Source organism: Kribbella sp. NPDC049174 (genome assembly GCF_043197365.1).
Lineage (GTDB): Bacteria > Actinomycetota > Actinomycetes > Propionibacteriales > Kribbellaceae > Kribbella.
In genome coordinates this window covers 32,656-55,547 of the sequence record NZ_JBICSZ010000008.1, presented here as the reverse complement: position 1 = coordinate 55,547, position 22,892 = coordinate 32,656, and the positions used below count along the sequence as shown (strand labels likewise).

The window sequence follows — 22,892 nt, the reverse complement described above, 5'->3', positions numbered from 1 at the left end:
GGGGTGATCTTCAAGCGCGTCGGGGAGGAACGGCCGTACCCGGACCACGGGCTCAAGCCGAAGGACTGGTCGTCGCTGCCGCCACGGCAGGTGCGGCTGGACGAACTCGTCACGACCAAGGGCACTCTCGACCTCAACGCACTGCTCGACGAAGACTCCACCTTCTACGGCGACCTGTTCGCGCACGTCGTCGAGTGGAAGGGTGAGATGTTCCTCGAGGACGGTCTGCACCGCGCCCTGCGCGCGGCGCTGCAGCAGCGTTCCGTCCTCCACGCCCGGGTACTGGTCGTGGACTGACACAATGGCTGCTCACGGGGGGTTGAGCCGATGACCGCGATACATCCGCAGCCGCGACCGCACTCGCGGATCCATTGGCGGACGCCGATCACGATGGTGATCCTGCTCGGCGTCCTCGTCGGCGGTGCCTGGTGGGGCTGGAACTCACTGATCAACAGCAGCGCCGAGCCGACCTGCGTCGAGCAGAAGCTGCCGAACAACCGCTTGGTGCCCAAGCAGGTGGTGGTGAACGTCTACAACGGCGGAGCCAAAGCGGGTACGGCGGCCGCCGTCGCCGAGGTGCTCAAGAAGCGCGGCTTCCACGTCGCCAAGGTCGCGAACGAGCCGAAGGGCGACAAGATCGACGTCGTCTCGGTCCGCGGTGCCGCCGACAACTCCCCCGAGCTGCTGCTGGTGACCGGCCAGCTCACCCAGAAGGCCCTCACCGTCGGCGACGGCCGCACCGACCACACCGTCGACCTGATCGTCGGCCGCGGCTACACCACCCTCAAGGCCAAAGGCCTCGCCTCAGTCACCGTCCCCCCAGACTCCACCGTCTGCCTCCCCGTCATCCACACCCCCCAACCCATCCCCTCAGGCCAAAACCCCAACTGACCAGTCAGTCAGTCGGTCGCCTTGGGATGCCCGGTCCCGGCGTAGCTGATCCACACCGTGCGCCTGTCCGGATCGACCAGATACCAAATCCGTCCGCCGCCGGTCACCTCGTACTGCCACTGCTCGAGCCCGTTGTCTGTGGACAGTTGTCCTTTCAGACGGTGATGCCGGCCTGAATCCGGAAAGGGCTGGGGCTCTGTCCGGATCTCCGCCCACGCCTTCGCCGTGTTGCCCGGCGCCTGCCGGCAGAGTTCCTCCCATCCCTTGGCGGCGGGCGTCGTCAGGAACTTCAACTCCCACTGATCGGGCCCCGCGGGAGGAGCGACCCGATCACCGCGCTTCGCCGGCGTCACTCGACAGTCGGCCTGGGCACCGGACCGAAATCACCCTTGCGGGGCGATCGGAGGATGGCGAGCAACTCTGGATCCGCCCAGATCTCGGCCGTGTTGCGCCATTGCTGGATCAGCGTCAGCACCGGCGCCGTGACGCCGAGGTCCGAGCCTGCCTCCATCACATCGACAAGCTCCTGAGCGAATCCCACCCGGTCCTCGGGCGGCAAGAACTGCACCCAAGGGAAGATCCGCGGCAGGATGTCGAGAAGGGTGTGCGAGCGCAGTACCGGGTCGCTCATCACCGCGCGCAGCACACGGACAGCGAGGTCCACCACCTCGTGCTCTTCCGTTACCTGCGCAACCGTGGTCAGCACCAGGTCGTCCTCGGATCCCCGGCGGCGGACCCGCAGCGCACGGTTCCGGCTCGCCTTCAGCTTTTCGACTGTTTCGTTGGGGCGCTGGAGTAGATCGGAGAAGTTGACTTCCTGCAGCTCGGACATAGTTCAAAGGTAGTTCAGAAGTCCTGGCCGAACAAATGAGTTCGTCACTGGGGGTCGCGGCCGCGTTCGCCGAACCAGCCGGCTAGGCGGCCGGCGCGGGAGACGGCTCGGAGGCGGCGGACGGTTTGGTCGCGGAGGGGGGTGGGGGCGACGACGAGGAGGGAGTCGTCGGCGCGGAGGACGGTGCGGAGGTCGGGGACGAAGGCGCGGTCGCCGCGGATGACCAGGGAGACCGAGACGCCGCCGGGGAGGCGGAGTTCGCCGATCTCGACGCCGGCCAGGCGGGACTCGCTGGGCACGTGCACCTGAAGCATGTCGGCGCCGAGCGACTCCAGCGGCGCCACGTCGATGTCCACCTCGGACGCCGCGTTCTCGTCCAGCACGTTGAGCCGTTTGGCCACCCAGGGCAGCGACGGCCCCTGCAGCAGGGTGAACAGGAACACCAGCACGAACACCACGTCGAAGATCCGGTCCGCGTTCGGCACCCCCTCGGCCAGCGGAATGGTTGCCAGCACGATCGGCACCGCCCCGCGCAGCCCCGCCCAGGAGATGAACGCCTGTTCCTTCCACGGCAATCGGAACGGCAGGGCAGAGAGCGTGACCGCCGCGAACCGGCCGACCACCGTCACCGCGATCCCGATCACCAGGGCGACCGCGGCGTCGTCCCACCCGATCCGCCCAGGCGACGCGAGCAGACCGAGCATCACGAACAGCCCGATCTGGGCCAGCCACGCGATCCCGTCCACGAACGACCGGGTCGCCATCCGGTGCGGCAACTCGGCCCGCCCGAGGACCAGAGACGTCACGTAGACCGCCGCGAACCCCGACACATGGAGCAGTACGGCGCCACCGGCGTACGAGATGAACGCGAGCGACAGGATCGCCAGCGGATACAGACCGGCCGAGCCGAGGGCGATCCGGCGGATCAGGCCGACGCTGATCCAGCCGATCAGGAACCCGAACAGGGCGCCGACCACCAGCTCGTAGAGCACCAGGCCGCTGAAGTGCAGGAGGCCCTTCTCGCCGACCTCGCCGGTGCTGACCAGGGTGACCAGCAGGACTGTCGGGGCGTCGTTCAGACCGGACTCGGCCTCCAGAGCGCCCCGCAACCGCGGTCGGATCGGGACCCGGCGCAGTACGGAGAAGACCGCCGCCGCGTCAGTCGGCGAGGTGATGGCCCCGATCAGTACGGCGGTCTGCCAGTCCACCCCGAGGCCGTAGTGCGCCACGCAGGCGACCACGCCCACGCTGACCGCGACGCCGAGAGTCGCCAGTACGACGCCCAGCGGCATCACCGGGCGTACTTCGTTCCATCGGGTAGTCAGACCGCCCTCGGTCAGGATCACCACCAGCGCCGCGAACCCGAGGGCATGGGCGAGCTGGGCGTCCTCGAACTGGATCCCGCCCGGCCCCGACTCGCCGAGCAGCAGCCCCATCAACAGGTAAATGAGCAGCGACGGGAGCCCGATCCGCCCGGTCAGCCGGATCGCGACGATCGCGACCAGCAGCACCGCCGCGCCGGCCAGCAAGATCCGGTCGAGCTCTGCAACGTCCACGTGGGGCCCTCTCCCGCATCAGGTCCCGAGAGACGAAAACCCTGACGCATCACACAGCATCAGGGTCTCCGGTCCTACTCCACCCCGGAGGGTGGTTGGCGGTGGCGGAGGGAACCGTCGCCAGCTCCTCCCAAATCCCACAGCACTTGATATGCGCCGGATGGTCCCACACTTCGTGCGGAACCATCCAACGCATGGCGGTGGCGGAGGGATTTGAACCCTCGGACGGGGGTTGCCCGTCACGCGCTTTCGAGGCGCGCTCCTTCGGCCGCTCGGACACGCCACCGCCGGAGAGGCTATCAAGGTCTGTGCCCGATGAAGAAATCGCGGAGCCGAGCACCCGCCTCGTCGGCCATCACACCGCCCACCACCTCGGGCCGGTGGTTCAGCCGGCGGTCCCGTACGACGTCCCACAACGACCCCACCGCCCCCGCCTTCTCGTCGTACGCCGCGAAGATCAGCCGGTCCAGCCGGGACAGCACGATCGCCCCCGCGCACATCGTGCACGGCTCCAGGGTGACGACCAGCGTGCAGCCGGTCAGCCGCCACTCACCGACGTGCCGGGCGGCCTCCCGGATCGCCACCACCTCGGCGTGCGCGGTCGGATCACCGGTCGTCTCCCGCTCGTTGTGGCCGCGGCCGATCACCTCGCCGTCGGCGTCCACCACGATCGCCCCGATCGGTACGTCGGGCAGCGCCTTCTCGCCTTCCGCCAGCGCGAGTGCCATCAGCCGGGCCCACTCCCGCCGGACCGCCGGGCTAACCAATGGCTTCGATCGCCTCGTGGAACTGGTTGCCGAACCCGAGCGACTCGGCCACCTCCTCGAGCATCTCCTCCGGGTAGAGGTCGACGTCGTCGCACAGCGCACCGAGATCCATCGCACTCATGCCGAGGTCGGCGATGATGGCGAGATCACCGGCCGGGACCTGCTCGTCGTCGTCATCGGCCAGCGGGATGTCGAGTTCGTCGACCACCTGCCGGGCCAGCGGCCACTCGGTGGCGGCGGTGACGTCGGAGATCAGCAACCGGGCCCGGCCGCCGATCACCCGGACCAGGATGAAGAAGTCCTCGTCGACCGAGATCATCCCCAGCACGCCGGCCTCACCCGGGTAGCGCCGGAGCGCGGACACCAGGGTGGACAGGTCCGGCTCACCGCGCAGCACCAGCGGTGTGACGGTCCAGACCCCGTCCTCGGTGTACGCGGCGACCGCGAAGTCGAGGTCGGTGGTCATCGGCCCTGCCGTGGCATCAGACACGGCCTCATCGTCGCAGACTCACGGCGACCACGGGAGGTATTCGTGATCTCGACGCGATATCAGTAGTACCAACGCTCAGTGATGGTACGTCGCTCTGCGCATCGCTTCCCGCAGTTGCCGGACCCGGGCGCGCCGTGGCGCGATCCGGTCGCGGAGGGCCTTGGCCTCCTCCAGTTCACGGAGGAATGCGGCACGTCGGCGAAGGCGGTCGAGATGCTCTGGCGTCTTGCCGGCGTTCTCCGTCATCGGCGTACTCCCTGGGGGGCGAACAGGGCAGATCCGGTGCACTTTCAAGTCTGACAGCGAGCGAACTTCCCCGCCGCGAATCGCCGACGGTACCGTTCCGGCTTATGCAGATCCTCGTCGTGGACCATCCGCTCGTCGCCCACAAGCTCACCGCGCTGCGGGACGAGCGCACGGACTCGCCCACCTTCCGGCGGCTGACCGAGGAGCTCGTCACGCTGCTCGCCTACGAGGCGACCCGCGACGTCCGGACCGGGCCGGTCACCGTCCAGACGCCGGTCGCCGAGGCCCAGGGCATCAAGCTGACCGCGCCGAAGCCGCTGGTCGTACCGATCCTGCGGGCCGGTCTCGGCATGCTCGAGGGGATGAGCCGGCTGCTGCCGACCGCGGAGGTCGGGTTCCTCGGCATGGTCCGCAACGAGGAGACGCTGACCGCGTCGACGTACGCCGAACGGCTGCCGGAGGACCTGTCCGGACGCCAGTGCTACGTGCTCGACCCGATGCTGGCGACCGGCGGCACGCTGGCCGCGGCGATCCAGTTCCTGGTGGAGCGCGGCGCCGACCACATCACCGCGATCTGCCTGCTCGCCGCACCCGAGGGGGTCGAGCGGATCGAGCGTGAGCTGGCCGAGCTCGCCGTACCCTGCAACCTCGTCATCGCCGGCATGGACTCGCACCTGAACGAGAAGGGCTACATCGTCCCCGGCCTCGGCGACGCCGGCGACCGCCTGTACGGCGTTGCCCAGTAGCCCGTTACGTCCGAAGAAGTGCGGGCCATCGGCCCCACTTCTTCGGACGCAAGGACAGGCTCAGACGAGTTGGTTGCGGTAGAACAAACTGGCGCGGCGGTCGCCGGTGACGCCGGAGGCGAAGCCGAAGTACAGGCGCGCGGTCGCGTCGGTGGAGCCGTAGACGGCCATCCCCTCGGCCTCGCGGTACGTCAGGCTCTGGCCCGCGAGGGTGCGGAACGAGTCGACGATCTGCCCGGTGTTGATGTCGTAGCACCACAGTTTCGACGTCGCCTGGGCCGGGTCGGGGTCGCCCGGATATGCCTCGCCCTCCCAGAAGTAGACGTACGAGCCGTACAGCGCCCACCCCTGGAAGTCGATCCCGGACGTCAACGCGGGCTGCTTGAACGACGCAAGCACGGTCGAGAAGTCGCCGGCGCGCGCCGCGGCCAGCGAGTACACGTTGATGTGCATCCCGTCGGACAACGAGTAGCGCACACCCAGACGCCCGTACCGCTGATCGACCGCGGGTGTGAACACGCTGCCGTTCGAGACGGGCTTCCACTTCGTCACCTGACTGGACGTCTTCGTCGCGCCGTTCTGCCACGGGAAGCGGGCGATCTGCCGCCCGCGCCCGTTGGCCGTGTCGACGTCGGTCTCGGTCCAGATGTACGTCGTACTGCCGACAGCCTCGGCGCCGATGGACACGGCATGGCCGAACCCGGTCAGGTACATGTGACCGAGCACGGTGCCGGAGAAGCTCAGCTGGCTCAATGTGAGGTCGCCGCTGTTGGCCGGCGTACCGGATCGCAACTGACCGGTGAAGAGGCGGTTGTTGGGAGTGTCGAACGCAAACGACTGCATGACAGTCGGTCCCCACAGCGGCTTGCTGCGGAAGAGTTCACCACCGGCTCCGCCCATGACGAAGCGCTTGGTGGCGGGCAGGGCGAGAGGGCGGACAGGGCGGGCGGAGGCGGTGGATGCACCCAGCGTGCCGGCAGCGATGATCGCGCCGGCCCCGCTGAGCAACCCACGGCGGGAAAGGTTGTCCATACCGGTCGACGGTAAGTGTCTTACCGCGAACTGTCACCATTTCGCACAAAAATTCCTGCGAACTACTCAGTGATCCGTGTTAGAACGCGTACGGGTACGGCGACCAGTCGGCCGGCCGCTTCTCGAGGAAGGAGTCGCGACCCTCGGCGGCCTCGTCGGTGCCGTAGGCGAGGCGGGTGGCCTCGCCGGCGAACAGTTGCTGGCCGACCAGGCCGTCATCGATCAGGTTGAACGCGTACTTGAGCATCCGCTGCGCCGTCGGGGACTTGGCGCAGATCTTCTTGCCCCACTCCAGCGCGGTCGCCTCGAGCTCGGCGTGCGGGACGACCTTGTTCACCATGCCCATCCGGTAGGCGTCCTCGGCGCTGTACTCGTCACCGAGGAAGAAGATCTCCCGGGCGAACTTCTGCCCAACCTGCCGGGCCAAGTACGCCGATCCGAAGCCACCGTCGAACGACGCCACATCCGCGTCCGTCTGCTTGAACCGCGCGTGCTCCGCGGACGCCAGCGTCAGGTCGGCGACCACGTGCAGGCTGTGCCCGCCACCCGCGGCCCACCCCGGTACGACGCAGATGACCACCTTCGACATGAAGCGGATCAGCCGCTGCACCTCGAGGATGTGCAGCCGGCCCGCCTTCGCCGGGTCGATCGACTCGGCCGTGGTCCCCTCGGCGTACTTGTAACCGTCCTTGCCCCGGATCCGCTGGTCGCCACCCGAGCAGAACGCCCAGCCGCCGTCCCGCGGCGACGGTCCGTTGCCGGTGAGCAGCACACAACCGACGTCGGTCGACATCCGCGCGTGGTCGAGCACCCGGTACAACTCGTCCACGGTGTGCGGCCGGAACGCGTTGCGCACCTCGGGCCGGTTGAACGCGATCCGCACCACCCCGGCGTCGACCGCCCGGTGGTAGGTGATGTCGGTCAGGTCGAACCCGTCCACCTGCTTCCAGGCCGACGGGTCGAAGATCTCGGAGACGTGCTCGGCTTCGGTCACGCCGCCGAGCATATTTCAGCGCCGCGCGGTGCTTTCCCGCAGGACTCAGCGGTGTGCGGTGCTCTCCCGCAGGACGACCTCGGCCTTGAACGTCTCGGTGGTCGCCTCGCCGCCCTCGATCGCGAGCTCGAGCGCCCGTCGGCCCATCTGCTCCAACGGCAGCCGGACCGTGGTCAGCCCCGGCCACACGTCCCGCAGGGTCGCGATGTCGTCGAACCCGGCCACACCCAGCTCCCGCGGTACGTCGACCCCGCGGGCCCGCAGCGCGGACATCGCGCCGACCGCCATCACGTCGTTCACCGCGAACACACAGTCCAGATCGGTCTTGCGATCCAGCAGCGCCTCGGCCGCGGCATACCCGCCGTCCCGAGTGAACTCGCCGGCCTCGACCGCGACCGGCTGCAGCCCGGCCTCGGCCAGCCCGGCGACGAATCCGTCCCGCCGGTCCCGCGCCGTCGCCAGCGCATCCGGTCCACCCAGTACGGCGAACTTCCGCCAGCCGAGCCCGACCAGCGACCGGGCCAACTCGGCCGCACCGGCACGGTTGTCCGGCTCGATGGTGTGCGCCGGCATCCCGGACTGACTGACCAGCGCCAGTCCGGCACCGGAGTTGAGGAAGGTCTCGACCTCGGTCGCCGTACGGGCCAGGCTCTCCGCATCGGTACGACGGCTGCCGATCATCACCGCGGCCCGGGCCCGCTGTGCACGCAACGACGACAGATAAGCAATCTCACGATCGGAGTCACGGAACGTGCTGGCCATCATGACCAGCAGATTGCGCTCGTCGGCCGCCCGCATCACGCCGTTCGCGATCGCCGCGAAGTACGGGTCCTCGATGTCGTGCACCAGGATGCCGACGACGTTGGTCGACGACTTGGCCAGTGCCTGGGCCTGCGCGTTCGGCGTGTAGCCGAGCTCGTCCGCGGCGGCTTTGACCCGTTCCTGCAGCTCAGGACGGGGAACCCGGTCCCCGCCGTTGAGCACGCGGGACGCGGTCGCGACCGACACACCCGCGCGCTGTGCCACGTCCAGCAATGTCACCGGTGCTCGCAGATTCACTGGCCTACCCTTCCGTACTCTCCCCCTGGGTGGTGGCGGTCACCCTATCGGAACTAGTCCACCATTACGCTCTGTGGCTGGGAAGTGGCTGCCAATATCGTCAGAATCTGGCTTTAGGCCTCCTGAGTGACTAGCCTTCCCAGCCATGACGACCGTCCGCGCCAGGGTGACGATCCTGGTCTCGTCCACCATCCTCAGCCTGGGAACCGTGACCGGTACCGCCACGGCTGCCCGGATGCCGGACGACCCGAGCGCATCGGGCGCCGCCGCACCGGCGCCGAGCCCGGCGGCGCCGCCGTACGTCGACCCTGCCACCAAGAGCACGCGCCCGGTCTACGACTACGCTGACGCACTCCGCGAGTCCGTCTACGTCGACACGAAGCTGGACACCGACTCGGACGGCACGAACGACGTCGTCGCGGTCGACATCGTCCGGCCGCGCGAGACCGACCTGACCGGGCTGCGCATCCCGGTGATCATGGACGCGTCGCCGTACTACTCCTGCTGCGGTCGCGGCAACGAGAGCGAGAAGAAGACGTACGACGAGAACGGCGTCATCCAGAAGATGCCGTTGTTCTACGACAACTACTTCGTCCCCCGCGGGTACGCCGTGGTGGGCGTCGACATCGTCGGCACCGGCAGGTCGAGCGGCTGCGGAGACGTCGGCGGCAAGGACGAGATCGACTCCGTCGTCGCGGTGATCGACTGGCTGAACGGCCGCAACACCGCACACACCGCCGACGGTGCGGACGTCGAGGCGACCTGGTCCAGCGGCGCGGTCGGGATGATCGGCAAGTCGTACGACGGCACCCTGGCGAACGGTGTCGCCGCGACCGGAGTCAACGGCCTGAAGACGATCGTGCCGATCTCCGCGATCTCCTCGTGGTACGACTACACGCGCTCCGGCGGCGTGCCGTACTCCGACGACTACATGCCGTGGCTCGGTAGCTATGTCGGCCACGACACGCCCGCGTGCGACGCCGTACGGGCCGAGCTCGGCGACAACGACGATGACGACACCGGCGACTACACCGCCTTCTGGGCCGAGCGGGACTATCTGAAGACCGCCTCGAAGGTGAAGGCATCGGTCTTCATGACCCACGGCCTGAGCGACTACAACGTCCAGACGAACCACTTCTCGCAGTGGTGGACCGCACTCGCGAAGAACAACGTGCCGCGCAAGCTGTGGCTGGGTCTCGAGGACCACGTGGATCCGTTCGAGTTCCGTCGCGACGCCTGGGTGGACGAACTGCACGAGTGGTTCGACTACTGGCTGCAGGGCCTGCAGAACGGCGTGATGAAGGAGCCGATGGCGTCGGTCGAGACCGCACCCGATGTCTGGCGCGACTACAAGACCTGGCCTGCCGTCAACCGGACCGTCCCGGTGCCGCTCGCGGCCGGCAAACTAGGTGCCCCAGGCAAGGGAACGGTCACTGTCACGGACGACCCGGAACTGACCGAGGACGACATCGTCGCGACCCCGTCCGAGGTGATCGCCGGCCGGCAGATGTTCCTGTCCGCACCGTTGCCGGCCCCGATCCGGATCAGCGGTACGCCGACGGTCACCCTGAAGATCAAGGCCGACTCGGTCACCACGCCGGTCACCGCACGACTGATCGAGTACGGCGACGCCGACCGGTTCTCCGGCATCCGCCGTACCGACGACAGCACCTGCGAAGGCGACAGCACCGACTACGACGACGCCTGCTACTACACGGTCGAGAAACTCACGACCCAGAGCGACCACGGCATCGTCAGCCGCGGCTGGATCGACGCCGCCCACAGCAGCTCCCTGAGCAAACCGAAACCGCTCACCCCCGGCGAGTGGACCACCGTCACCGTCCCCCTCCGCGCCCAGGACGAAGTCATCCCCAAGGGCCGCATCCTCGGTCTCGCCGTCACCTTGAGCGACACCGAATGGACAACCCCCAACGACACCGGCGCCACCATCGACATCGACCTGGCCGGCAGCAAACTCAACCTCCCCGTCACCTCCGGCAAGATCGCGGCCCCGAGCAAGGTCCAGCCGATCGACGTGGACATCACCACCCCCACCCAACGTCCCGACCTCCACGACCCGACCAACTAGCTGACCTGGTAGACCCACGGCACCGCTACGCGCGCTCCTCCGTCGCGTGCTCGCCGGCGCTCCCACCCACCCTTGAAGTTGCGCGCTGCCGCGCGCGTCGGCGGGCTACCGCCCGCAAATCGACTACCCCGCGGTTCGCCTGCGCGCGGATCCTCAACCCACCGTGGACCGGGGTTGTGAGCGGCCCTCATGCGCCTACGCTCGGCACCATCCCGGCATCCGTTTGCGAGTGTCAGACCGCCCTGAGCGCCTCTCCGAAATCACGGACCATGCCTTCGCCGGCGTAGCGGGACCGCAGTTCCTGGTCCAGCTCGCCGGCGACCATGAGGAGGTGGACACGGCTCTGCCTGCCATCCCGAAGTCCGTCGAGGCCAAGCCCCACGGCCTGCTCGAGGTCGCCTTCCCGGCCGGCCACGAAGCCGAGGGTCAGTCGGCACTCCGAGATCCGCATCGGGCTCAGCTCGGTGCCGTCCGGCGCGATGTTGTCCCGGATGACCGTCTGCGCGTGGGCGCGAGCACGGTCGTTGTCCCCGCCGATCCGATGGACGTCCATGCTGTAGTAGTCCCACTTTGCCGGATCGACCTTGAAGTGGTTGTCGGGCCGGTCGGGATACGGGAGGCGCTCCAGCATGGCGCGGCCGGATTCCAGCAGATCCTGAAGACCTGGTTCACCCAGCCGGGCCTTGGCCTTCGCCTCCTGGGCGATGAGCTGGACGTGGACGCTGGAGAACTTCGCAGCCGCCTGGCCCCGCTGCGCCGCGTCGATCGCCTGCCTGAAGCGGCCCTGGGTCAACGCGAACCAGGCGGTCATCTCGTGACCCCATCCGACGATCTCCTGGTGCTCCGCCTCGACGCCGAGTTGGACAGCGGCGGTGCGCGTAGCCTCCGCCGCCGACCGCAGCCCGAGGTCGTACTCGACACATCCGGCCAGCAGCGCGAGCCAACCGCCTGCGACCAGCAATTCCTGATGCGCTTTGAGACCAGTCGGACGATGCAGAAGATCGACGACGTGCTGAAGCCAACCGTGAGCCTCCCGCCGAAGCTCCAGGGCGTCGCGTCGGTTGTACTGGCAACACAGCTCCTCGACGGTCGCATGGAGCGTCTCGAGTGTTCGAGAGGTGGTGTCGCTCACCTGCATCCGCTGCACAAGCTCGGCCGTCTCCCAAGGCGTCATGTCCAGGCGCGCAACAGCCTCCGCCTCGAACGCACCGATCAGTTCCCCCTTCGCACGCAGCGCTCTGTCGCACACACGCACAAGCTCTTCGGTCGGCGTCTTACGACCGTTCTCAACATTGCTGAGATGCCCCCGGCTGTAGTGAGTAGCGCGAGCCAAGTCCCCCAACGACCACCCCCGATGATCGCGGTACTCACGCATCCGGTCGCCGAACGTCATGAACAGAGTGCCCCCCGTCCTCTGTATTCCTGTCGCCCACCGCGGTCACCGAGCTGATCGATAACCAGCACGGCAAGTCAGCCGACCGTGATACGGATGGAGGATGAGAGTTGTCAGCGTTGGTGCCGGGACGTTGGGGACCGCGGTCAGTGAAGTACTGAAGGCGGATGGGCATGAGGTTGTCGGGGTGTCTCGGTCGTCCGAGCCCGGTGTGGATCTGAGCAAGCCGGAGTCGCTGAAAGGTGCCTTGGGCACCTTAATGCCGTTCGATGCCTTGATCTGCCTTGGTCCTGGTACGCCGTTGCGGCCCCTCGACGAGCTGTCGCCCGCGCAGCTGCAGGCGGACTTCGCCGGGAAGCTGTTCGGTCAGATCGAGGCGCTCCGTGTTGCTGCCCGACTGATGACGAACGGCGTCGTGGTGCTCACCGGTGGCGCGGCGCCCGACCTGGACGGGGGTTCCGGGGGTACGGCGGTCAACGCCGCGCTGGCCGCCTTCATCACTGCGGCCCGACGGGAATTGCCGGTCCGGGCACACGTGGTGGCACCAGGCTGGGTGAGCGAGAGCATTCCACCGGACTGGGACATCCCCCGATTCCATTCCGGCGGCTGAGGTTGCCGCTGTTTACCGGCACGTCCTCGCGACCCCCGACGCACCCGCCGTACTCACCGTCCCCTAGGTACTTCAACGACCGCGGTGGACTTCGTCGAGGCGGTCCAACATGAGCAGTGCGGCCTCGTGGCGGGCCCGTGCGTATGTCTGGAGGGACGGCTCGACCGCGGTTGGGTTGTCCAGGTGTTCGCTGAGTGGGTAGGTCGAGGCCAGCATGTAGGCGCAGCCGACGGCGACTGCGGACGTGAGGTCTTCCGGTCTCACGGTGGGGTGCTCGTCCTGGTATGCGGCGAGGAGCTCGGGGAAGCCGGTGATCCATTGGTCGCCTAGGAGGATGGTTCTCGGGTCGCAACCGATACGGGCGATCTCCCACGACAGATAGCGCGGCGTCGGGGGCTGGAAGTCGATGACGGCGGCGACCTGGTCCGCGCGCAGGAGCAGGTTCGGAGAGGCGAGATCTCCGTGCACGATCTGCACGGTTAGATCGGGGAGGTCCGCCAAGATGACAGCGGCTCGGTCCAGCAATGCGCGCCGCTGCCTGACGGCGTCCAAGGCCCATGCCTCGAACGGGCTTGGCGTCTTGCGCCGGCTGTACTCGCTGATGAGCCGATCGAAGCGGGCCCGCGACCGTTCGATGTCTGACACACCGGTCGCGGGTCGGACCGTGGGTGCGGCTGCGGGGTGGTCGGCGAGGTGGCGGTGGAGTCTGCCGAGTACGGCGCCGACGGCCTGCCACCGGCCGCCGACGATCCCTGCTTCGGCGGTCTCGGCATCGGCGACGTACTCCCACAGCGACATCGGTAGCGCCGCATCCTCAATCAGCCTGGCCTTGCGGGTCGGGCGCAGGCGTGGCACCGGCACTCGGCCCGCTCGAGCGTATTCGGCCAGCTCGACCGCGTCGTACTCTCGTCGCAGAGCTGCGCGGTCGCGGTAGATCTTGGCGAACCACTGGGCACCTGCATGGTCGGTGACGCGGTAGTTGATCGTTGACGTTCCGGCGGCGATTCGGGTGATTTCGGCCGGTTGTACGTCGTACGCGAGATCCAGGGTCTTCGCCAACTGTTCCTCGTCATCACTGGCCGCCGACACGTGCCCGAGTGTCCCATGCTGGGACGTGGGGTAACTACTTGCCTTCGGCTACGTAGTGCATGGGGTCGCCGAAGCCCAGGTCGGTGATGCCGGCGGTGTAGAAGGCGCCGATGAGCAAGGACCTTCGGTGGGCAGCGAAGGTGAGGACGTGGGCGACCATGCCGCCGTACGTGAAGACGCGGGGTGGTTCGCAGGTGGTGTCGACGAAGGACTCGTCGAAGCGGCCCTCCTCGTTTAACTGGTTGACCAAGGCAACGAAACGGGATCCGGCGATCGCGTGCCGGTCGCGGAGTTCCGGGATCGGGGTGACGACCTGCCGGCCGCACTCGGGCACCTGGAACGGGCGGTCCTCCACCGAGGCCAGCCACATCTCTTCCTGCCAGACCAGACGATCCAGCAGGTAGCGGATCGAGATGTCGTCGTCGATCCCCTCCACCGACATTTCGATCGGCCGGTCCAGCGCCGCCGCGTCCAGGCGGGCGCCGCGCTCGATCATCTCGCCGGTCAACCAGACGTGATGTTCGACCATTCTGACCAGGACATCCATCCCTCTCACCTCTTTCCTGGCCGGCAGGCGCAGGCCCGCTGGCGGCTGAAAATGAACCCCGCTCGGAGCCGACAGGAAGAACACCCGCGACGACTCCCGCCGCCACTCCCGCGGCGACATCCCATACGCCCGCACGAACGCTCGCGTGAACGCCTCGTGCGACCCGTACCCCGCCTCGACCGCGACGTCGAGCACCGGCGAGTCCTCGGCCAGCAGCCGGAACGCCGCCCGCTCCAGCAACACCCGCCGCCGAAACGCGTACGGCGACTCGCCCGCCACCGCCCCGATCACCCGATCGAAGTGAAACCGCGACAAATGCACCCGCCCGGCCAGGTCAACCCCACCCAGCCGCTCGTCCTCACCCGGCCCGGCCAACCCCTCAGCCACCACCGCAACGAACTCCTCGAACACATCCGCCATACCCCCACTGTGCCCGAGCCCCAGACGCAGCACTTGATCGAAATTGCTGACCTCCCCCGATCCCCGTACCGCCACGCTGATGTTCCATGGATGATGAGCCCGTGCGCAGCTACTTCTCCGGCCCGCCCAGGTGGCTGTTGCCTGCCTTGGCCGGCCTGATCGGCGGCGCCGGGACGGGCATCTTCGTCAGAACCGACGGGCAGAGCTGGACGGAATCCGGTGTCTTCGCCGCGATCAGCGCGGTCCTGTTCGCGCTGGGTGCTTGGTGGTTCGAGCCGCGGTGGAAGCGCGAGTGGGCCGAGGTTGAAGGCGACCTTCCGGAAGACACATTGCAGCTCGCGCGCCGCGCCGCCGAGCGCGGCCCGGTGCCGACCGACCCCGAGATCCGAGCCGCCGCACTCCGGATCGCCTCACACTCGCTGACCGGCTCGTCCTGGCGCCCCGGCCCGAAGGCCATCACGGCCATCGGTGTCGTACTGGCGATCGCCACAGTCGGAGCCGCAGTTTCCGGCTCGCTCTGGGCTGTCCTCTACGCCAACTCGACCGCGATGATGCTGTACTCCGGCTGGCTCTACCCCAGACAACTCCGCCGCCGCATCGAACTGCTCACCGCAGCAGACACTCCTGCGGCTTAGAACCACCGCCATCGCGGCAGCCGGTCTGCGGGGTCCTGTGGGCTGGGCGCGTGGGACGACCACGGGGTGCTGTGTTGTGGAGTACTCCGCAATGTGTAGTAGTGTGGTCAGTAGAGCACCGGGAGGGTGGTCTGAGGGGTCCGGCCTCCCGGTGCGCCGAGGAGGCGTTATGGATACGAGCCAGTTGCTCAAGGGTGTGCTGGATCTGGCGGTGCTCGCCGTGTTGCGGGATGCCGACGGGTACGGGTACGACGTGCTGCGCCGGCTGCGGGCCGCTGGACTCGAGGATGTCGCGGACGCTTCGGTGTACGGGACGTTGCGGCGGCTGTTCGCGGCCGGTGCGCTGACGTCGTACGTGCAGCCGAGTGAGGAAGGCCCGCATCGCAAGTACTACGGGCTGAACAAGACCGGCCGGGATCTGCTCGCCCAGTCGACCAAGACCTGGAATCACTTCGCCGACACGATGTCGGTGCTGCTGCTGGAGAAGGAGGCCGCGTGAACAGCACCCTGACCGGAGTGGTCGCGATCTACCTGGCCCAGGTGCGGGCCGAGCTGAGCGACCTGCCGCCGGGTGAGTTGGAGGACGTGCTCGAGGACGTGAGCGGTCACCTCACCGAGGTGGCGGCCGAGTTCGAGGCGGAGCCCACCACAGCCGCTCTGCAGGAGCGCCTCGGCACACCGCGGGAGTACGCCGACGAACTGCGCACCGCCGCCGGATACCCGCCCCGCACGCAGCCGGTCGCGGATCGCGACGCCGGCCGCAAGGCGCTGCGCTGGGGACTGATCGCGGCCACCGTCGGCCCGTTCTTCGTTGCCATCGGCATCTTCGCCTGGTCGCACGAGGAGACCCTGTTCTTCGGCGTACTCGGGTTGGCGGTGCTGTTCGGCTCGGCGTACCTCGGCGTTCGCGCACTGCGCGGCAACGATCCGCGGATCGTCCTGGAGACCCCGCGCGGCGAGCGTGGCGCCGCCGCGATCCGCGACCTGATCGACCAGATCCCGCCGAACGTCCGTCGCGAGCTGGTCACCATCGGCCAGCCGGTCTGGTGGGTCGCCCGCGGCGCGATCGGCGGCGGCGGTTTCTTCGCGCTCTTCGGCGCCGGGGCGGTCACGGTGGTCGGCGCGCTCGCCGGTGCCGCGGTGTCGGTTTGGATCGGCCGCCGGACCCAGCAGGACCCGCGCTGGCTCTGGTACGTCGTACCGCTCAACCTCGTCGCGGCAGTCGCTGTACCCGCGTTCCTCGCCGCCGCGTACATGGGAGCGTCGTTCGGCTTCCTGAACAACTACGGCGACTACAGCAGCAGTGGGGCGTCGTACACCCCGGACGGTCTCGTTCTGAACGGTATGACGATCGGCAACATCTACCCGTTCGATGCTCAGGGCAAGCAAGTCACCGTGCGGCTGTACGACCAGGACGGCAACCCGATCGCCCTACCGCGGGATGACTGCGACGCGCGCTTCGGCCGGGTCGACCACAGCACGACCAGCAACGTCTTCCCGCTCAAGATCGCGACACCGGACGAGTCCGGCAACGTCAGCGAGGAGACCTGCAAGGACTCAGACAAGGCGTCCTTCGTTCCACCGCCGGCGCCGGCCACCACCGCAACCCCGACCGCTACGCCCAGCACCAAACCCACGACACCCACCGCGTCGGCAAGGCCCAGCGTCACGCTGACCGTTCAGCCCACCCGCTAGCCGGCGAGCGGCTTGCTGAGGCGGACGGCTCCGGCCGGCGCCGGGTCGTCCGTGAGTACGTAGCCGGACTTCTGGTAGAGCGCGATGTTGCGGTCGCTGCGTTCTCCGGTGAACAAGGTGGCGACCGTGGCCCCGTCCGGCGCCTGGGCCTCGGCGAAACCGAGCAGGCGACGGCCGAGGCCGGTACGTCGATGGTCCGGCGCGACCATCAGCCGGCCGATCTCCCAGGTGTCCGCGTCGAGTCTGGCCCGCACCGAGCCGACCAGCCGCGCACCGGATCGCACACACCAGGTCGACCACGTCCGCAGGTCCGAGCGGACGTCAGCCTCCGACTCCAGCAGCGCCGGGAGATCGAGCCGGTCGTTGGCGATCGCCTCGTCCACCCAGCAGCACCGCTGCAGCACGAGCAGCTCGGCCGCGTCGGCGGGCGCCGCCCGGGTGATCTCGATCCCGTCGCGATAGAGCGGTCGCAGTACGTCGGCCACGCGACAAAGCTGACGTAAAGCCTCGCCGGCCCGCGCATTCAACTGCTCCGAGTCGATCACCACGCCGTCACGCATGCTCTCGGCGATCCGCAGGAAGATGTCACCCCCGATCGACAGCATCCGCAGCGAGGTCGCTACACCGCGGGCCATCTGCACCCCACGGGTGCCGGCCGAGGTGTTCCCGTAGCCGACGAACAGGCACGGCTTCCACGCCCACTCGGCATGCAGGTAGTCGAAGGCGTTCTTCAGCGTGGCCGGCATCGCGAAGTTGTACTCACTGGTGACGAAGACGAGCGCATCGGCGGCAGCAACCCGCCGGCTCCAGGCCCGAGTGTGTTCGTGCAGGTAGATCCCGGTCGACGGATGCTCGGGCTCATCCAGGAACGGCAGATTCACCTCGGCCAGGTCCGTGACGTCGAGGTCGGCGCCGAGATCGGCTGCCGTGGCTGCCGCCGCCCGGACGAACCAGTCGCCCACCGCCGGCCCCAGCCGACCGGGCCGGGTGCTGGCGATCACCACGAGGATTTTCTTTGACATGTCAAAGAGCCTACCACCCTCTTTGACACGTCAAAGAGTAGGATCGCGCCGTGACCAACTGGTTGAGCGCCGACGAGGAACGCGCCTGGCGGGCGGTACGCCGGCTGCTGACCGTCGTACCGTCGCGACTGGCGCGGGACCTGAACCGGCTGGGTCTGTCGGCCGCCGACTACGAGGTGCTGAGCACGCTGTCGGAGAAGCCGGGCCGGCGGTGGGGACTGAAGGACTTCGCGGAGAAGATGCAGTGGTCCCGCAGCCGGTTGTCACATCACGCTGCCCGGATGGAGGCACGCGGCCTGATCGAACGGGAGGCGGATCCGAACGACGCCCGCGGCTCGATCTACCACCTCACCAACCACGGCTTCGACGTCCTGGCCGCTGCGGCACCGGGTCACCTCGACTCGGTCCGGCAGCGGTTCATCGACCACCTCAGCGCCGAGGAACTCGCCGTACTCGAACGCATTTCGACCAGGATCGCCGATCTCCCCGACTGAATACCTAAAGATGCGCGGCCGCGACGCGGCGGTAGGTGTAGCCCAAGCGGTGGTAGACCGCGATGGCGGCAGCGTTGTCGCCGTCGACCATCAGCCCGACGCGGCCGTGGCGTTTCATCAGTTCGGCTGTGACGAAGCCACAGACCTGGCGGGACAGGCCTTGCCTCGGGCAACCGGGTGGGTGGCGACGCCGGCCAGGAAGCCGATCTCCGGGGCGCTCCACGCATCCGCTGCCACACTCAGCAGCTCCCCGCTGTCACCGGCAGCTGCCGCCCAGCGTCGTACGCCGGAACGGCCGGGCCAGGCGTACGACGCCGGCGCCGACTCGGCCAGTAGCGCCTCGACGCCGGTATCGCCCTCGAGCCAGGCGGCCGTGGTCGTCACCACCGGAAGCTCGGCCGTGTCCATCCAGCCGAACGCGGCCGATAAGGACAGGTCCGGCACGTAGTCGGCGAGGTCTCGGATCAGCTGCTCGTCGCCGAACGGGCGAAAGCTGGGACCCACCTCGGCGAAGACCTCAGCCGCGAGCCGTGCGACAGAGTCCACCGGCCCGACGACCGCGAGACGATCGCGCTTCGACAAGTCCGGCGCGGCGACGGCGACCGCATCCCCGTCGTACCAGGCGCGGACTCCGGGGCGGAAACCCTGCCCGGCCCAGACGATCACCGAATCGCCCGCACTCACCTTCGCCAACTCGGCCGTCGTCAGAATCTCACGCACACGGGCAATTCTGACTCACTCCGCACGTTGCAGGGCGTACGGGACCAGGTGGTGGTAGCCGCGGACCGAGACCCGGCGCAGCCGCCGCAGCCGGTAGTCGACGTGGCCGTCCAGAGCCGCTGCCAGCTCACGGTCGGCGAGAACGCGGCCGGGCTTGCATTCCGAAGTGAGACGGGCAGCGAGATTGACCACCTCGCCGTACACGTCACCGAGCCGGATCAGGATGTTGCCGTAGGCAAGGCCGATGCGCAGTTCGGGCAGGTCGCCGGCCGCCGCCACCGCGTCCTGCAGCGCGAGGGCGACCGCGGCACCCTGCGCCGCGGTGTCGGTGACGAACAGGACCTCGTCGCCGATCGACTTGATCACCCGGCCGCCGTTCAGAGCGACCACGTCCGCGGTCGTCCCCTCGAACCGCTCGATCAACTGGCCGAGCTCGACCTCACTCAGGCGGCGGGCCAGCCGGGTGTAGCTGACGATGTCGGCGAACCCGACGGCACGGATCCCGCGGGCCACCTCGTCGGACCCGGCCACCGCCCGCCCGGCCGCGGCGGCCAGGTGCCGGCGCCAGACGTACGTCTGCAGCCGCTCCATGGCCGGGAGCAACTGCCCGGCCACCTCGATCGCCTCGTCGGCGGACAGCTTCGAGTTGCCGAGGAACTCCAGGAACATCGCGGACTGCCAGGATGCCAGCCGGGACTGGGTCTGACCGAGTTTGCGGGCCAGCGACGACTCCAGCTCGGGATCGATGAACCCGTCGTCCTCCAGTGCCGCGACCAGCCGCAGCGCCTCGACGTCCCCGTCAGTGAACGCGATCTCGTCGTCCGGCACGGTCGCGAACCCGAGCGCGTGCCACATCCGCTCGGCCCGCGCGCTCGAGATTCCCGCCCGCTCCGACACCTGGATCCGGGTGAACTTCCGCTCTCCGCCGAGCAGCGCCTGCTCGAAGTCCCGCTGGAGCCCGGCGAGATCCACCGCACCGGGCTCCGAGGGGTCAGGATCCACCGCGGCGCTCGGCGATGGTGGCGTCGATCGCGTCCCGGAAGGCGGGCAGCCGGTTGGTCAGGTCGTCGAACTTCTCCCGGGTGAAGTGCAGCAGCTGCAGCCGCGATTTCGCCGTCACCGTTGCCGTCCGCAACGTGTTCTTCCGGACCGCGACCTCGCCGGCGATGTCACCCGGGCCGAGCTCGGCGATCTCCTCGCCCTTGACCCGGACCGCCGCCGTCCCGCTCAGGATCAGGTACGCCGCGTCCGGCGGGGTCTGCTCCAGAATCAGCGACCAGCCGGCCGGCACGGAGACCTCCTCGCCGGCCCGGAAGATGTCCCTGATGTCCCGTCCGGACAGCTCCGCGAACAGCGGCAGGTCCCGTGGGGATGTCCTACCCAAAGCCACGTCGATCCTCCGAGCCCGCCGGGCCACCCCGGCGATCAGCCGATGTTTCCAGTCGGTAACTCTAACGGACGGCAGAGACCAGGAGTAACGGCGGCCGACGGCGATGGACGGCGAGATGCGGATGTCTCTCGACCTGCTCAGCGGTCGGCAGCGGCTCGTCTACGACGTTCAACCGGAACCCGTGCTGCCGAAGCACTCCCAGCACTGTCCCGAGGGTCTGGTGATACTTGATCACACCGTCCACGAACCAGGCTCGTTGCCGCGGCCCCTCATCCGCGTAGTCGTCGACCACACAGTCCGCCGCGACCAGCGGCGCGGTCACCACCGGATGCTCGATCGAGAACGCGAAGGTCCCGCCGGGCGTCAACCACCGCGCAACCCGCCCGACCAGCCCAGAGAAGTCCTCGACGTAATGCAGCGCCAGACTGCTCACCACCAGTTCCACAGACTCCGGCGGCAGGTCGAACTCGGCCAGATCCGCCCGGACATAGCGCACCCGCGGATGCCGAGAGGCAGCCGCCAACATCTGCTCCGACGCATCAACCGCGACCACCTCAGCTCCACCGGACGCCAGTCGGACCGCGAGCCTGCCTTCACCACACCCGAGGTCGACCACCCGCAGCCCTTCCACCGCGGGCAGTACGGCGTTCATCGCGGGGATCTCCAGCGAATCGTTGAGCCCGAGGCGGTCCCGCCGCAACTGCCGATACCCGCTCAGGAAGTCGGGATCGTCGTACAGTTCGGAGCCCTTCACAGCCAGCGGACCAGGTCATGGATGTCGATCATCGGCAACTCCCAGCGCAGCGCGAACTGCTCCAGGTCGGCGGGCCCGGCCATCACGCCATCCGGCCGCATCACCTCGCAACACACGCCAACCGGCGCCAGCCCGGCCGCGACACACAACGCGACTGTCGCCTCGGTGTGCCCGAGCCGCTCGGCCAGCAGTCCGGGCCGGGCAGCAAGCGGAAACACATGCCCTGGCCGAAGGAAGTCCGTCGGTACGGCGTCCGCAGCCGCCAGCCGGCGAATCGTCGCCGCTCGCTCGGCCGCGGACACCCCGGTCCCGGCCGCCGATGCGAGATCGATCGACACGTGCATCGCCGTACCCTGCCGGTCGCCCTCACCCGGCATCGGCGGAATCTCCAGCCGCTGCAGTACGTCGGCCGCAGCCGGAATGGTCGTGTGTCCACAGGCCTGTGTGAGCAGGAACGTCATCGCCTCCGGACGGAACCGCTCACCGGCGAAGACGACATCGCCCTCGCTCTCCGCGGTCGGATCCCAGACCACGACCCCACCGCCGGCGGCGATCTGCGCGACCACCTTCTGTACGCCGACCTCACCGCTGAACTGGCCGGCCCACGGCAACTGACTGACCGCCCGCAGCAACTCGGGACCGTGACTGTCGCGGGCCATCCGGACCAGCAGGTCGCTCTCAAGATTCACCCGGTCCCCCTCGGCCAGCGCGCCGAGCGTGGTCTTCTCCAGGGTGTTCGGCACCAGGACCACCGAGAACCGATCCTTCAGCACCTCGGCCACGGTGATGCTCACGCCGTCGATCGCGACCGACGACTTCGCCACCAGTTTCGCGAGCAGGCGGTCCGGCGGTCTGATCCAGACGCGTTGACCGGCTGGTTCGACGCTGATGCGGAGTACCTTGCCGACGCCTTCTACATGACCCTGGACCAGGTGTCCGTCGATCCGGTCTCCGGCGGCGATGGGTAGCTCGACGTTCATCGTCGTACCGGCCGCGATGCGGTCCAGCGTCGTACGGCGCCGGGTCTCGTCCGTCACGACCACCCGGACCTCGCCGGCGTCGGCCGACTCGGCGGTGAACCTGATCCCGTCGAGGCAGACCGCACCACCCGGCGTGACCGGGATCGCGGACTTGACCCGCAGTACGTCGCCGCTGACCTCAGCGACCGTGGCCGTGTGCTCGATTCTTCCTGTGAACATGCTTCGCTCTCCGGCTGAAAGTTCCGGCCAGGGACCTGGGAGGGTCCGAGCTGAAGCGGGGTATCACCGCGTGGCCCCGGTCAGCGCCGGGTCACTCCGCCGTCCGGCGAAGCCGACGGGCCCGGGAAATCCCGACCGTCACACCTTGGAATCGCACCAGACGGCAGTAAACCACACCGTGCCGCGGCCGAACTGTTGACCGGTTGACAACGAAGGACTAGG

The 22,892-nt window shown here is 68.4% G+C and carries 28 protein-coding genes and 1 tRNA gene; 9 read left to right on the top strand and 20 right to left on the bottom strand.

The window, feature by feature from the left end:
• The first annotated feature begins 3 nt into the window (after positions 1–3).
• Both ACGFIF_RS32250 and ACGFIF_RS32245 read left to right on the top strand, forming a co-directional pair.
• On the top strand, positions 4–297 hold the full coding sequence (locus ACGFIF_RS32250) for a type II toxin-antitoxin system VapB family antitoxin (RefSeq protein WP_132149481.1): 294 nt from the start codon (positions 4–6) through the stop codon (positions 295–297).
• A 30-nt stretch (positions 298–327) separates the two neighbouring features.
• A complete protein-coding gene (locus ACGFIF_RS32245; protein WP_393159842.1) occupies positions 328–891 on the top strand; it encodes a LytR C-terminal domain-containing protein in 564 nt (187 codons plus the stop codon).
• Between the two features lie 8 nt (positions 892–899).
• On the opposite strand, the gene ACGFIF_RS32240 is transcribed toward ACGFIF_RS32245, so the two are convergent.
• The 7 genes from ACGFIF_RS32240 to ACGFIF_RS32210 all read right to left on the bottom strand — a co-directional run bounded on the left by ACGFIF_RS32240 (position 900) and on the right by ACGFIF_RS32210 (position 4,782).
• Complete coding sequence (locus ACGFIF_RS32240; protein WP_393159840.1) at positions 900–1,184, bottom strand: hypothetical protein; 285 nt, start codon at positions 1,182–1,184, stop codon at positions 900–902.
• A 56-nt stretch (positions 1,185–1,240) separates the two neighbouring features.
• Positions 1,241–1,723 (bottom strand): hypothetical protein, encoded by a 483-nt coding sequence (locus ACGFIF_RS32235; protein ID WP_393159838.1) that lies wholly within the window; start codon positions 1,721–1,723, stop codon positions 1,241–1,243.
• Between the two features lie 44 nt (positions 1,724–1,767).
• The gene (locus ACGFIF_RS32230; RefSeq protein WP_393159836.1) at positions 1,768–3,279 is read right to left on the bottom strand and encodes a potassium/proton antiporter; all 1,512 of its coding nucleotides are present in this window, start codon (positions 3,277–3,279) and stop codon (positions 1,768–1,770) included.
• A gap of 195 nt (positions 3,280–3,474) precedes the next feature.
• Positions 3,475–3,565, bottom strand: a tRNA-Ser gene (locus ACGFIF_RS32225).
• Between the two features lie 13 nt (positions 3,566–3,578).
• A complete protein-coding gene (locus tag ACGFIF_RS32220) occupies positions 3,579–4,007 on the bottom strand; it encodes a nucleoside deaminase (protein ID WP_393159834.1) in 429 nt (142 codons plus the stop codon).
• A 31-nt stretch (positions 4,008–4,038) separates the two neighbouring features.
• The gene (locus tag ACGFIF_RS32215; protein ID WP_393159832.1) at positions 4,039–4,536 is read right to left on the bottom strand and encodes a tRNA adenosine deaminase-associated protein; all 498 of its coding nucleotides are present in this window, start codon (positions 4,534–4,536) and stop codon (positions 4,039–4,041) included.
• Positions 4,537–4,611: 75 nt separating this feature from the next.
• Positions 4,612–4,782: a hypothetical protein gene (locus ACGFIF_RS32210; RefSeq protein WP_393159830.1), complete on the bottom strand. Its 171-nt coding sequence runs from the start codon at positions 4,780–4,782 to the stop codon at positions 4,612–4,614.
• A gap of 104 nt (positions 4,783–4,886) precedes the next feature.
• On the opposite strand from ACGFIF_RS32210, the gene upp reads away from it, so the two are divergent.
• The gene (gene upp / locus ACGFIF_RS32205) at positions 4,887–5,528 is read left to right on the top strand and encodes a uracil phosphoribosyltransferase (protein ID WP_337007598.1); all 642 of its coding nucleotides are present in this window, start codon (positions 4,887–4,889) and stop codon (positions 5,526–5,528) included.
• Positions 5,529–5,588: 60 nt separating this feature from the next.
• On the opposite strand, the gene ACGFIF_RS32200 is transcribed toward upp, so the two are convergent.
• The 3 genes from ACGFIF_RS32200 to ACGFIF_RS32190 all read right to left on the bottom strand — a co-directional run bounded on the left by ACGFIF_RS32200 (position 5,589) and on the right by ACGFIF_RS32190 (position 8,613).
• On the bottom strand, positions 5,589–6,560 hold the full coding sequence (locus tag ACGFIF_RS32200) for a hypothetical protein (RefSeq protein WP_393159828.1): 972 nt from the start codon (positions 6,558–6,560) through the stop codon (positions 5,589–5,591).
• Positions 6,561–6,639: 79 nt separating this feature from the next.
• The gene (locus ACGFIF_RS32195) at positions 6,640–7,566 is read right to left on the bottom strand and encodes a 1,4-dihydroxy-2-naphthoyl-CoA synthase (RefSeq protein WP_393159826.1); all 927 of its coding nucleotides are present in this window, start codon (positions 7,564–7,566) and stop codon (positions 6,640–6,642) included.
• 33 nt (positions 7,567–7,599) lie between these two features.
• Entirely contained in the window at positions 7,600–8,613 is a 1,014-nt protein-coding gene (locus ACGFIF_RS32190) for a LacI family DNA-binding transcriptional regulator (RefSeq protein ID WP_393159824.1), read from the bottom strand.
• 145 nt (positions 8,614–8,758) lie between these two features.
• On the opposite strand from ACGFIF_RS32190, the gene ACGFIF_RS32185 reads away from it, so the two are divergent.
• A complete protein-coding gene (locus ACGFIF_RS32185; protein WP_393159822.1) occupies positions 8,759–10,702 on the top strand; it encodes a Xaa-Pro dipeptidyl-peptidase in 1,944 nt (647 codons plus the stop codon).
• A gap of 232 nt (positions 10,703–10,934) precedes the next feature.
• Here the strand turns inward: ACGFIF_RS32185 and ACGFIF_RS32180 are convergent, their stop codons facing one another.
• The gene (locus tag ACGFIF_RS32180) at positions 10,935–12,095 is read right to left on the bottom strand and encodes a helix-turn-helix domain-containing protein (protein ID WP_393159820.1); all 1,161 of its coding nucleotides are present in this window, start codon (positions 12,093–12,095) and stop codon (positions 10,935–10,937) included.
• A gap of 103 nt (positions 12,096–12,198) precedes the next feature.
• Between ACGFIF_RS32180 and ACGFIF_RS32175 the strand changes: the two genes are divergently transcribed.
• The gene (locus ACGFIF_RS32175) at positions 12,199–12,705 is read left to right on the top strand and encodes a hypothetical protein (RefSeq protein WP_393159818.1); all 507 of its coding nucleotides are present in this window, start codon (positions 12,199–12,201) and stop codon (positions 12,703–12,705) included.
• Between the two features lie 72 nt (positions 12,706–12,777).
• On the opposite strand, the gene ACGFIF_RS32170 is transcribed toward ACGFIF_RS32175, so the two are convergent.
• Together ACGFIF_RS32170 and ACGFIF_RS32165 are read right to left on the bottom strand one after the other, a co-directional pair.
• On the bottom strand, positions 12,778–13,794 hold the full coding sequence (locus ACGFIF_RS32170; RefSeq protein WP_393159817.1) for a phosphotransferase enzyme family protein: 1,017 nt from the start codon (positions 13,792–13,794) through the stop codon (positions 12,778–12,780).
• A 34-nt stretch (positions 13,795–13,828) separates the two neighbouring features.
• Positions 13,829–14,761, bottom strand: a complete 933-nt coding sequence (locus tag ACGFIF_RS32165; RefSeq protein WP_393159815.1) for a helix-turn-helix domain-containing protein — start codon at positions 14,759–14,761, stop codon at positions 13,829–13,831.
• 86 nt (positions 14,762–14,847) lie between these two features.
• Here ACGFIF_RS32165 and ACGFIF_RS32160 point away from each other — a divergent pair, with 86 nt between their 5' ends.
• From ACGFIF_RS32160 to ACGFIF_RS32150, 3 genes are all read left to right on the top strand, one after another.
• On the top strand, positions 14,848–15,396 hold the full coding sequence (locus ACGFIF_RS32160; RefSeq protein WP_393159813.1) for a hypothetical protein: 549 nt from the start codon (positions 14,848–14,850) through the stop codon (positions 15,394–15,396).
• A 169-nt stretch (positions 15,397–15,565) separates the two neighbouring features.
• A complete protein-coding gene (locus tag ACGFIF_RS32155) occupies positions 15,566–15,895 on the top strand; it encodes a PadR family transcriptional regulator (RefSeq protein ID WP_130445805.1) in 330 nt (109 codons plus the stop codon).
• Positions 15,892–17,091, top strand: coding sequence for a DUF1700 domain-containing protein (locus ACGFIF_RS32150; protein WP_393159812.1), 1,200 nt, complete (start codon positions 15,892–15,894; stop codon positions 17,089–17,091). Before ACGFIF_RS32155 ends, ACGFIF_RS32150 begins: the two co-directional genes overlap by 4 nt.
• Here ACGFIF_RS32150 and ACGFIF_RS32145 read toward each other — a convergent pair.
• The gene (locus ACGFIF_RS32145) at positions 17,088–18,113 is read right to left on the bottom strand and encodes a GNAT family N-acetyltransferase (protein ID WP_393159810.1); all 1,026 of its coding nucleotides are present in this window, start codon (positions 18,111–18,113) and stop codon (positions 17,088–17,090) included. The two genes, ACGFIF_RS32150 and ACGFIF_RS32145, sit on opposite strands and share 4 nt — an antisense overlap.
• A gap of 50 nt (positions 18,114–18,163) precedes the next feature.
• Between ACGFIF_RS32145 and ACGFIF_RS32140 the strand changes: the two genes are divergently transcribed.
• Positions 18,164–18,607, top strand: a complete 444-nt coding sequence (locus tag ACGFIF_RS32140; RefSeq protein ID WP_393159808.1) for a MarR family winged helix-turn-helix transcriptional regulator — start codon at positions 18,164–18,166, stop codon at positions 18,605–18,607.
• Between the two features lie 4 nt (positions 18,608–18,611).
• On the opposite strand, the gene ACGFIF_RS32135 is transcribed toward ACGFIF_RS32140, so the two are convergent.
• The 6 genes from ACGFIF_RS32135 to ACGFIF_RS32110 form a co-directional block, all read right to left on the bottom strand.
• Positions 18,612–18,725, bottom strand: coding sequence for a hypothetical protein (locus ACGFIF_RS32135; protein ID WP_393159807.1), 114 nt, complete (start codon positions 18,723–18,725; stop codon positions 18,612–18,614).
• Complete coding sequence (locus ACGFIF_RS32130) at positions 18,725–19,327, bottom strand: GNAT family N-acetyltransferase (protein ID WP_393159805.1); 603 nt, start codon at positions 19,325–19,327, stop codon at positions 18,725–18,727. The genes ACGFIF_RS32135 and ACGFIF_RS32130 overlap by 1 nt, the downstream gene beginning before the upstream one ends.
• A gap of 15 nt (positions 19,328–19,342) precedes the next feature.
• Positions 19,343–20,329, bottom strand: a complete 987-nt coding sequence (locus ACGFIF_RS32125; protein ID WP_393159803.1) for an adenylate/guanylate cyclase domain-containing protein — start codon at positions 20,327–20,329, stop codon at positions 19,343–19,345.
• Positions 20,319–20,717, bottom strand: coding sequence for a cyclic nucleotide-binding domain-containing protein (locus ACGFIF_RS32120; RefSeq protein WP_393159802.1), 399 nt, complete (start codon positions 20,715–20,717; stop codon positions 20,319–20,321). Before ACGFIF_RS32120 ends, ACGFIF_RS32125 begins: the two co-directional genes overlap by 11 nt.
• A gap of 61 nt (positions 20,718–20,778) precedes the next feature.
• Positions 20,779–21,471 (bottom strand): class I SAM-dependent methyltransferase, encoded by a 693-nt coding sequence (locus ACGFIF_RS32115; protein WP_393159801.1) that lies wholly within the window; start codon positions 21,469–21,471, stop codon positions 20,779–20,781.
• Positions 21,468–22,670: a 3,4-dihydroxy-2-butanone-4-phosphate synthase gene (locus ACGFIF_RS32110; protein ID WP_393159799.1), complete on the bottom strand. Its 1,203-nt coding sequence runs from the start codon at positions 22,668–22,670 to the stop codon at positions 21,468–21,470. The genes ACGFIF_RS32115 and ACGFIF_RS32110 overlap by 4 nt, the downstream gene beginning before the upstream one ends.
• Positions 22,671–22,892 lie beyond the last annotated feature (222 nt).

Bases quoted from the DNA above. Each gene is read 5' to 3' on its own strand.
- ACGFIF_RS32165 (WP_393159815.1), bottom strand. From the start codon at position 14,761: ATGGCGGATGTGTTCGAGGAGTTCGTTGCGGTGGTGGCTGAGGGGTTG.
- ACGFIF_RS32110 (WP_393159799.1), bottom strand. From the start codon at position 22,670: ATGTTCACAGGAAGAATCGAGCACACGGCCACGGTCGCTGAGGTCAGC.
- ACGFIF_RS32195 (WP_393159826.1), bottom strand. From the start codon at position 7,566: ATGCTCGGCGGCGTGACCGAAGCCGAGCACGTCTCCGAGATCTTCGAC.
- upp (WP_337007598.1), top strand. From the start codon at position 4,887: ATGCAGATCCTCGTCGTGGACCATCCGCTCGTCGCCCACAAGCTCACC.
- ACGFIF_RS32245 (WP_393159842.1), top strand. From the start codon at position 328: ATGACCGCGATACATCCGCAGCCGCGACCGCACTCGCGGATCCATTGG.
- ACGFIF_RS32210 (WP_393159830.1), bottom strand. From the start codon at position 4,782: ATGACGGAGAACGCCGGCAAGACGCCAGAGCATCTCGACCGCCTTCGC.
- ACGFIF_RS32185 (WP_393159822.1), top strand. From the start codon at position 8,759: ATGACGACCGTCCGCGCCAGGGTGACGATCCTGGTCTCGTCCACCATC.
- ACGFIF_RS32155 (WP_130445805.1), top strand. From the start codon at position 15,566: ATGGATACGAGCCAGTTGCTCAAGGGTGTGCTGGATCTGGCGGTGCTC.
- ACGFIF_RS32175 (WP_393159818.1), top strand. From the start codon at position 12,199: ATGAGAGTTGTCAGCGTTGGTGCCGGGACGTTGGGGACCGCGGTCAGT.
- ACGFIF_RS32200 (WP_393159828.1), bottom strand. From the start codon at position 6,560: ATGGACAACCTTTCCCGCCGTGGGTTGCTCAGCGGGGCCGGCGCGATC.
- ACGFIF_RS32180 (WP_393159820.1), bottom strand. From the start codon at position 12,095: ATGACGTTCGGCGACCGGATGCGTGAGTACCGCGATCATCGGGGGTGG.
- ACGFIF_RS32235 (WP_393159838.1), bottom strand. From the start codon at position 1,723: ATGTCCGAGCTGCAGGAAGTCAACTTCTCCGATCTACTCCAGCGCCCC.
- ACGFIF_RS32145 (WP_393159810.1), bottom strand. From the start codon at position 18,113: ATGTCAAAGAAAATCCTCGTGGTGATCGCCAGCACCCGGCCCGGTCGG.
- ACGFIF_RS32135 (WP_393159807.1), bottom strand. From the start codon at position 18,725: ATGAAACGCCACGGCCGCGTCGGGCTGATGGTCGACGGCGACAACGCT.
- ACGFIF_RS32160 (WP_393159813.1), top strand. From the start codon at position 14,848: ATGGATGATGAGCCCGTGCGCAGCTACTTCTCCGGCCCGCCCAGGTGG.
- ACGFIF_RS32220 (WP_393159834.1), bottom strand. From the start codon at position 4,007: ATGGCACTCGCGCTGGCGGAAGGCGAGAAGGCGCTGCCCGACGTACCG.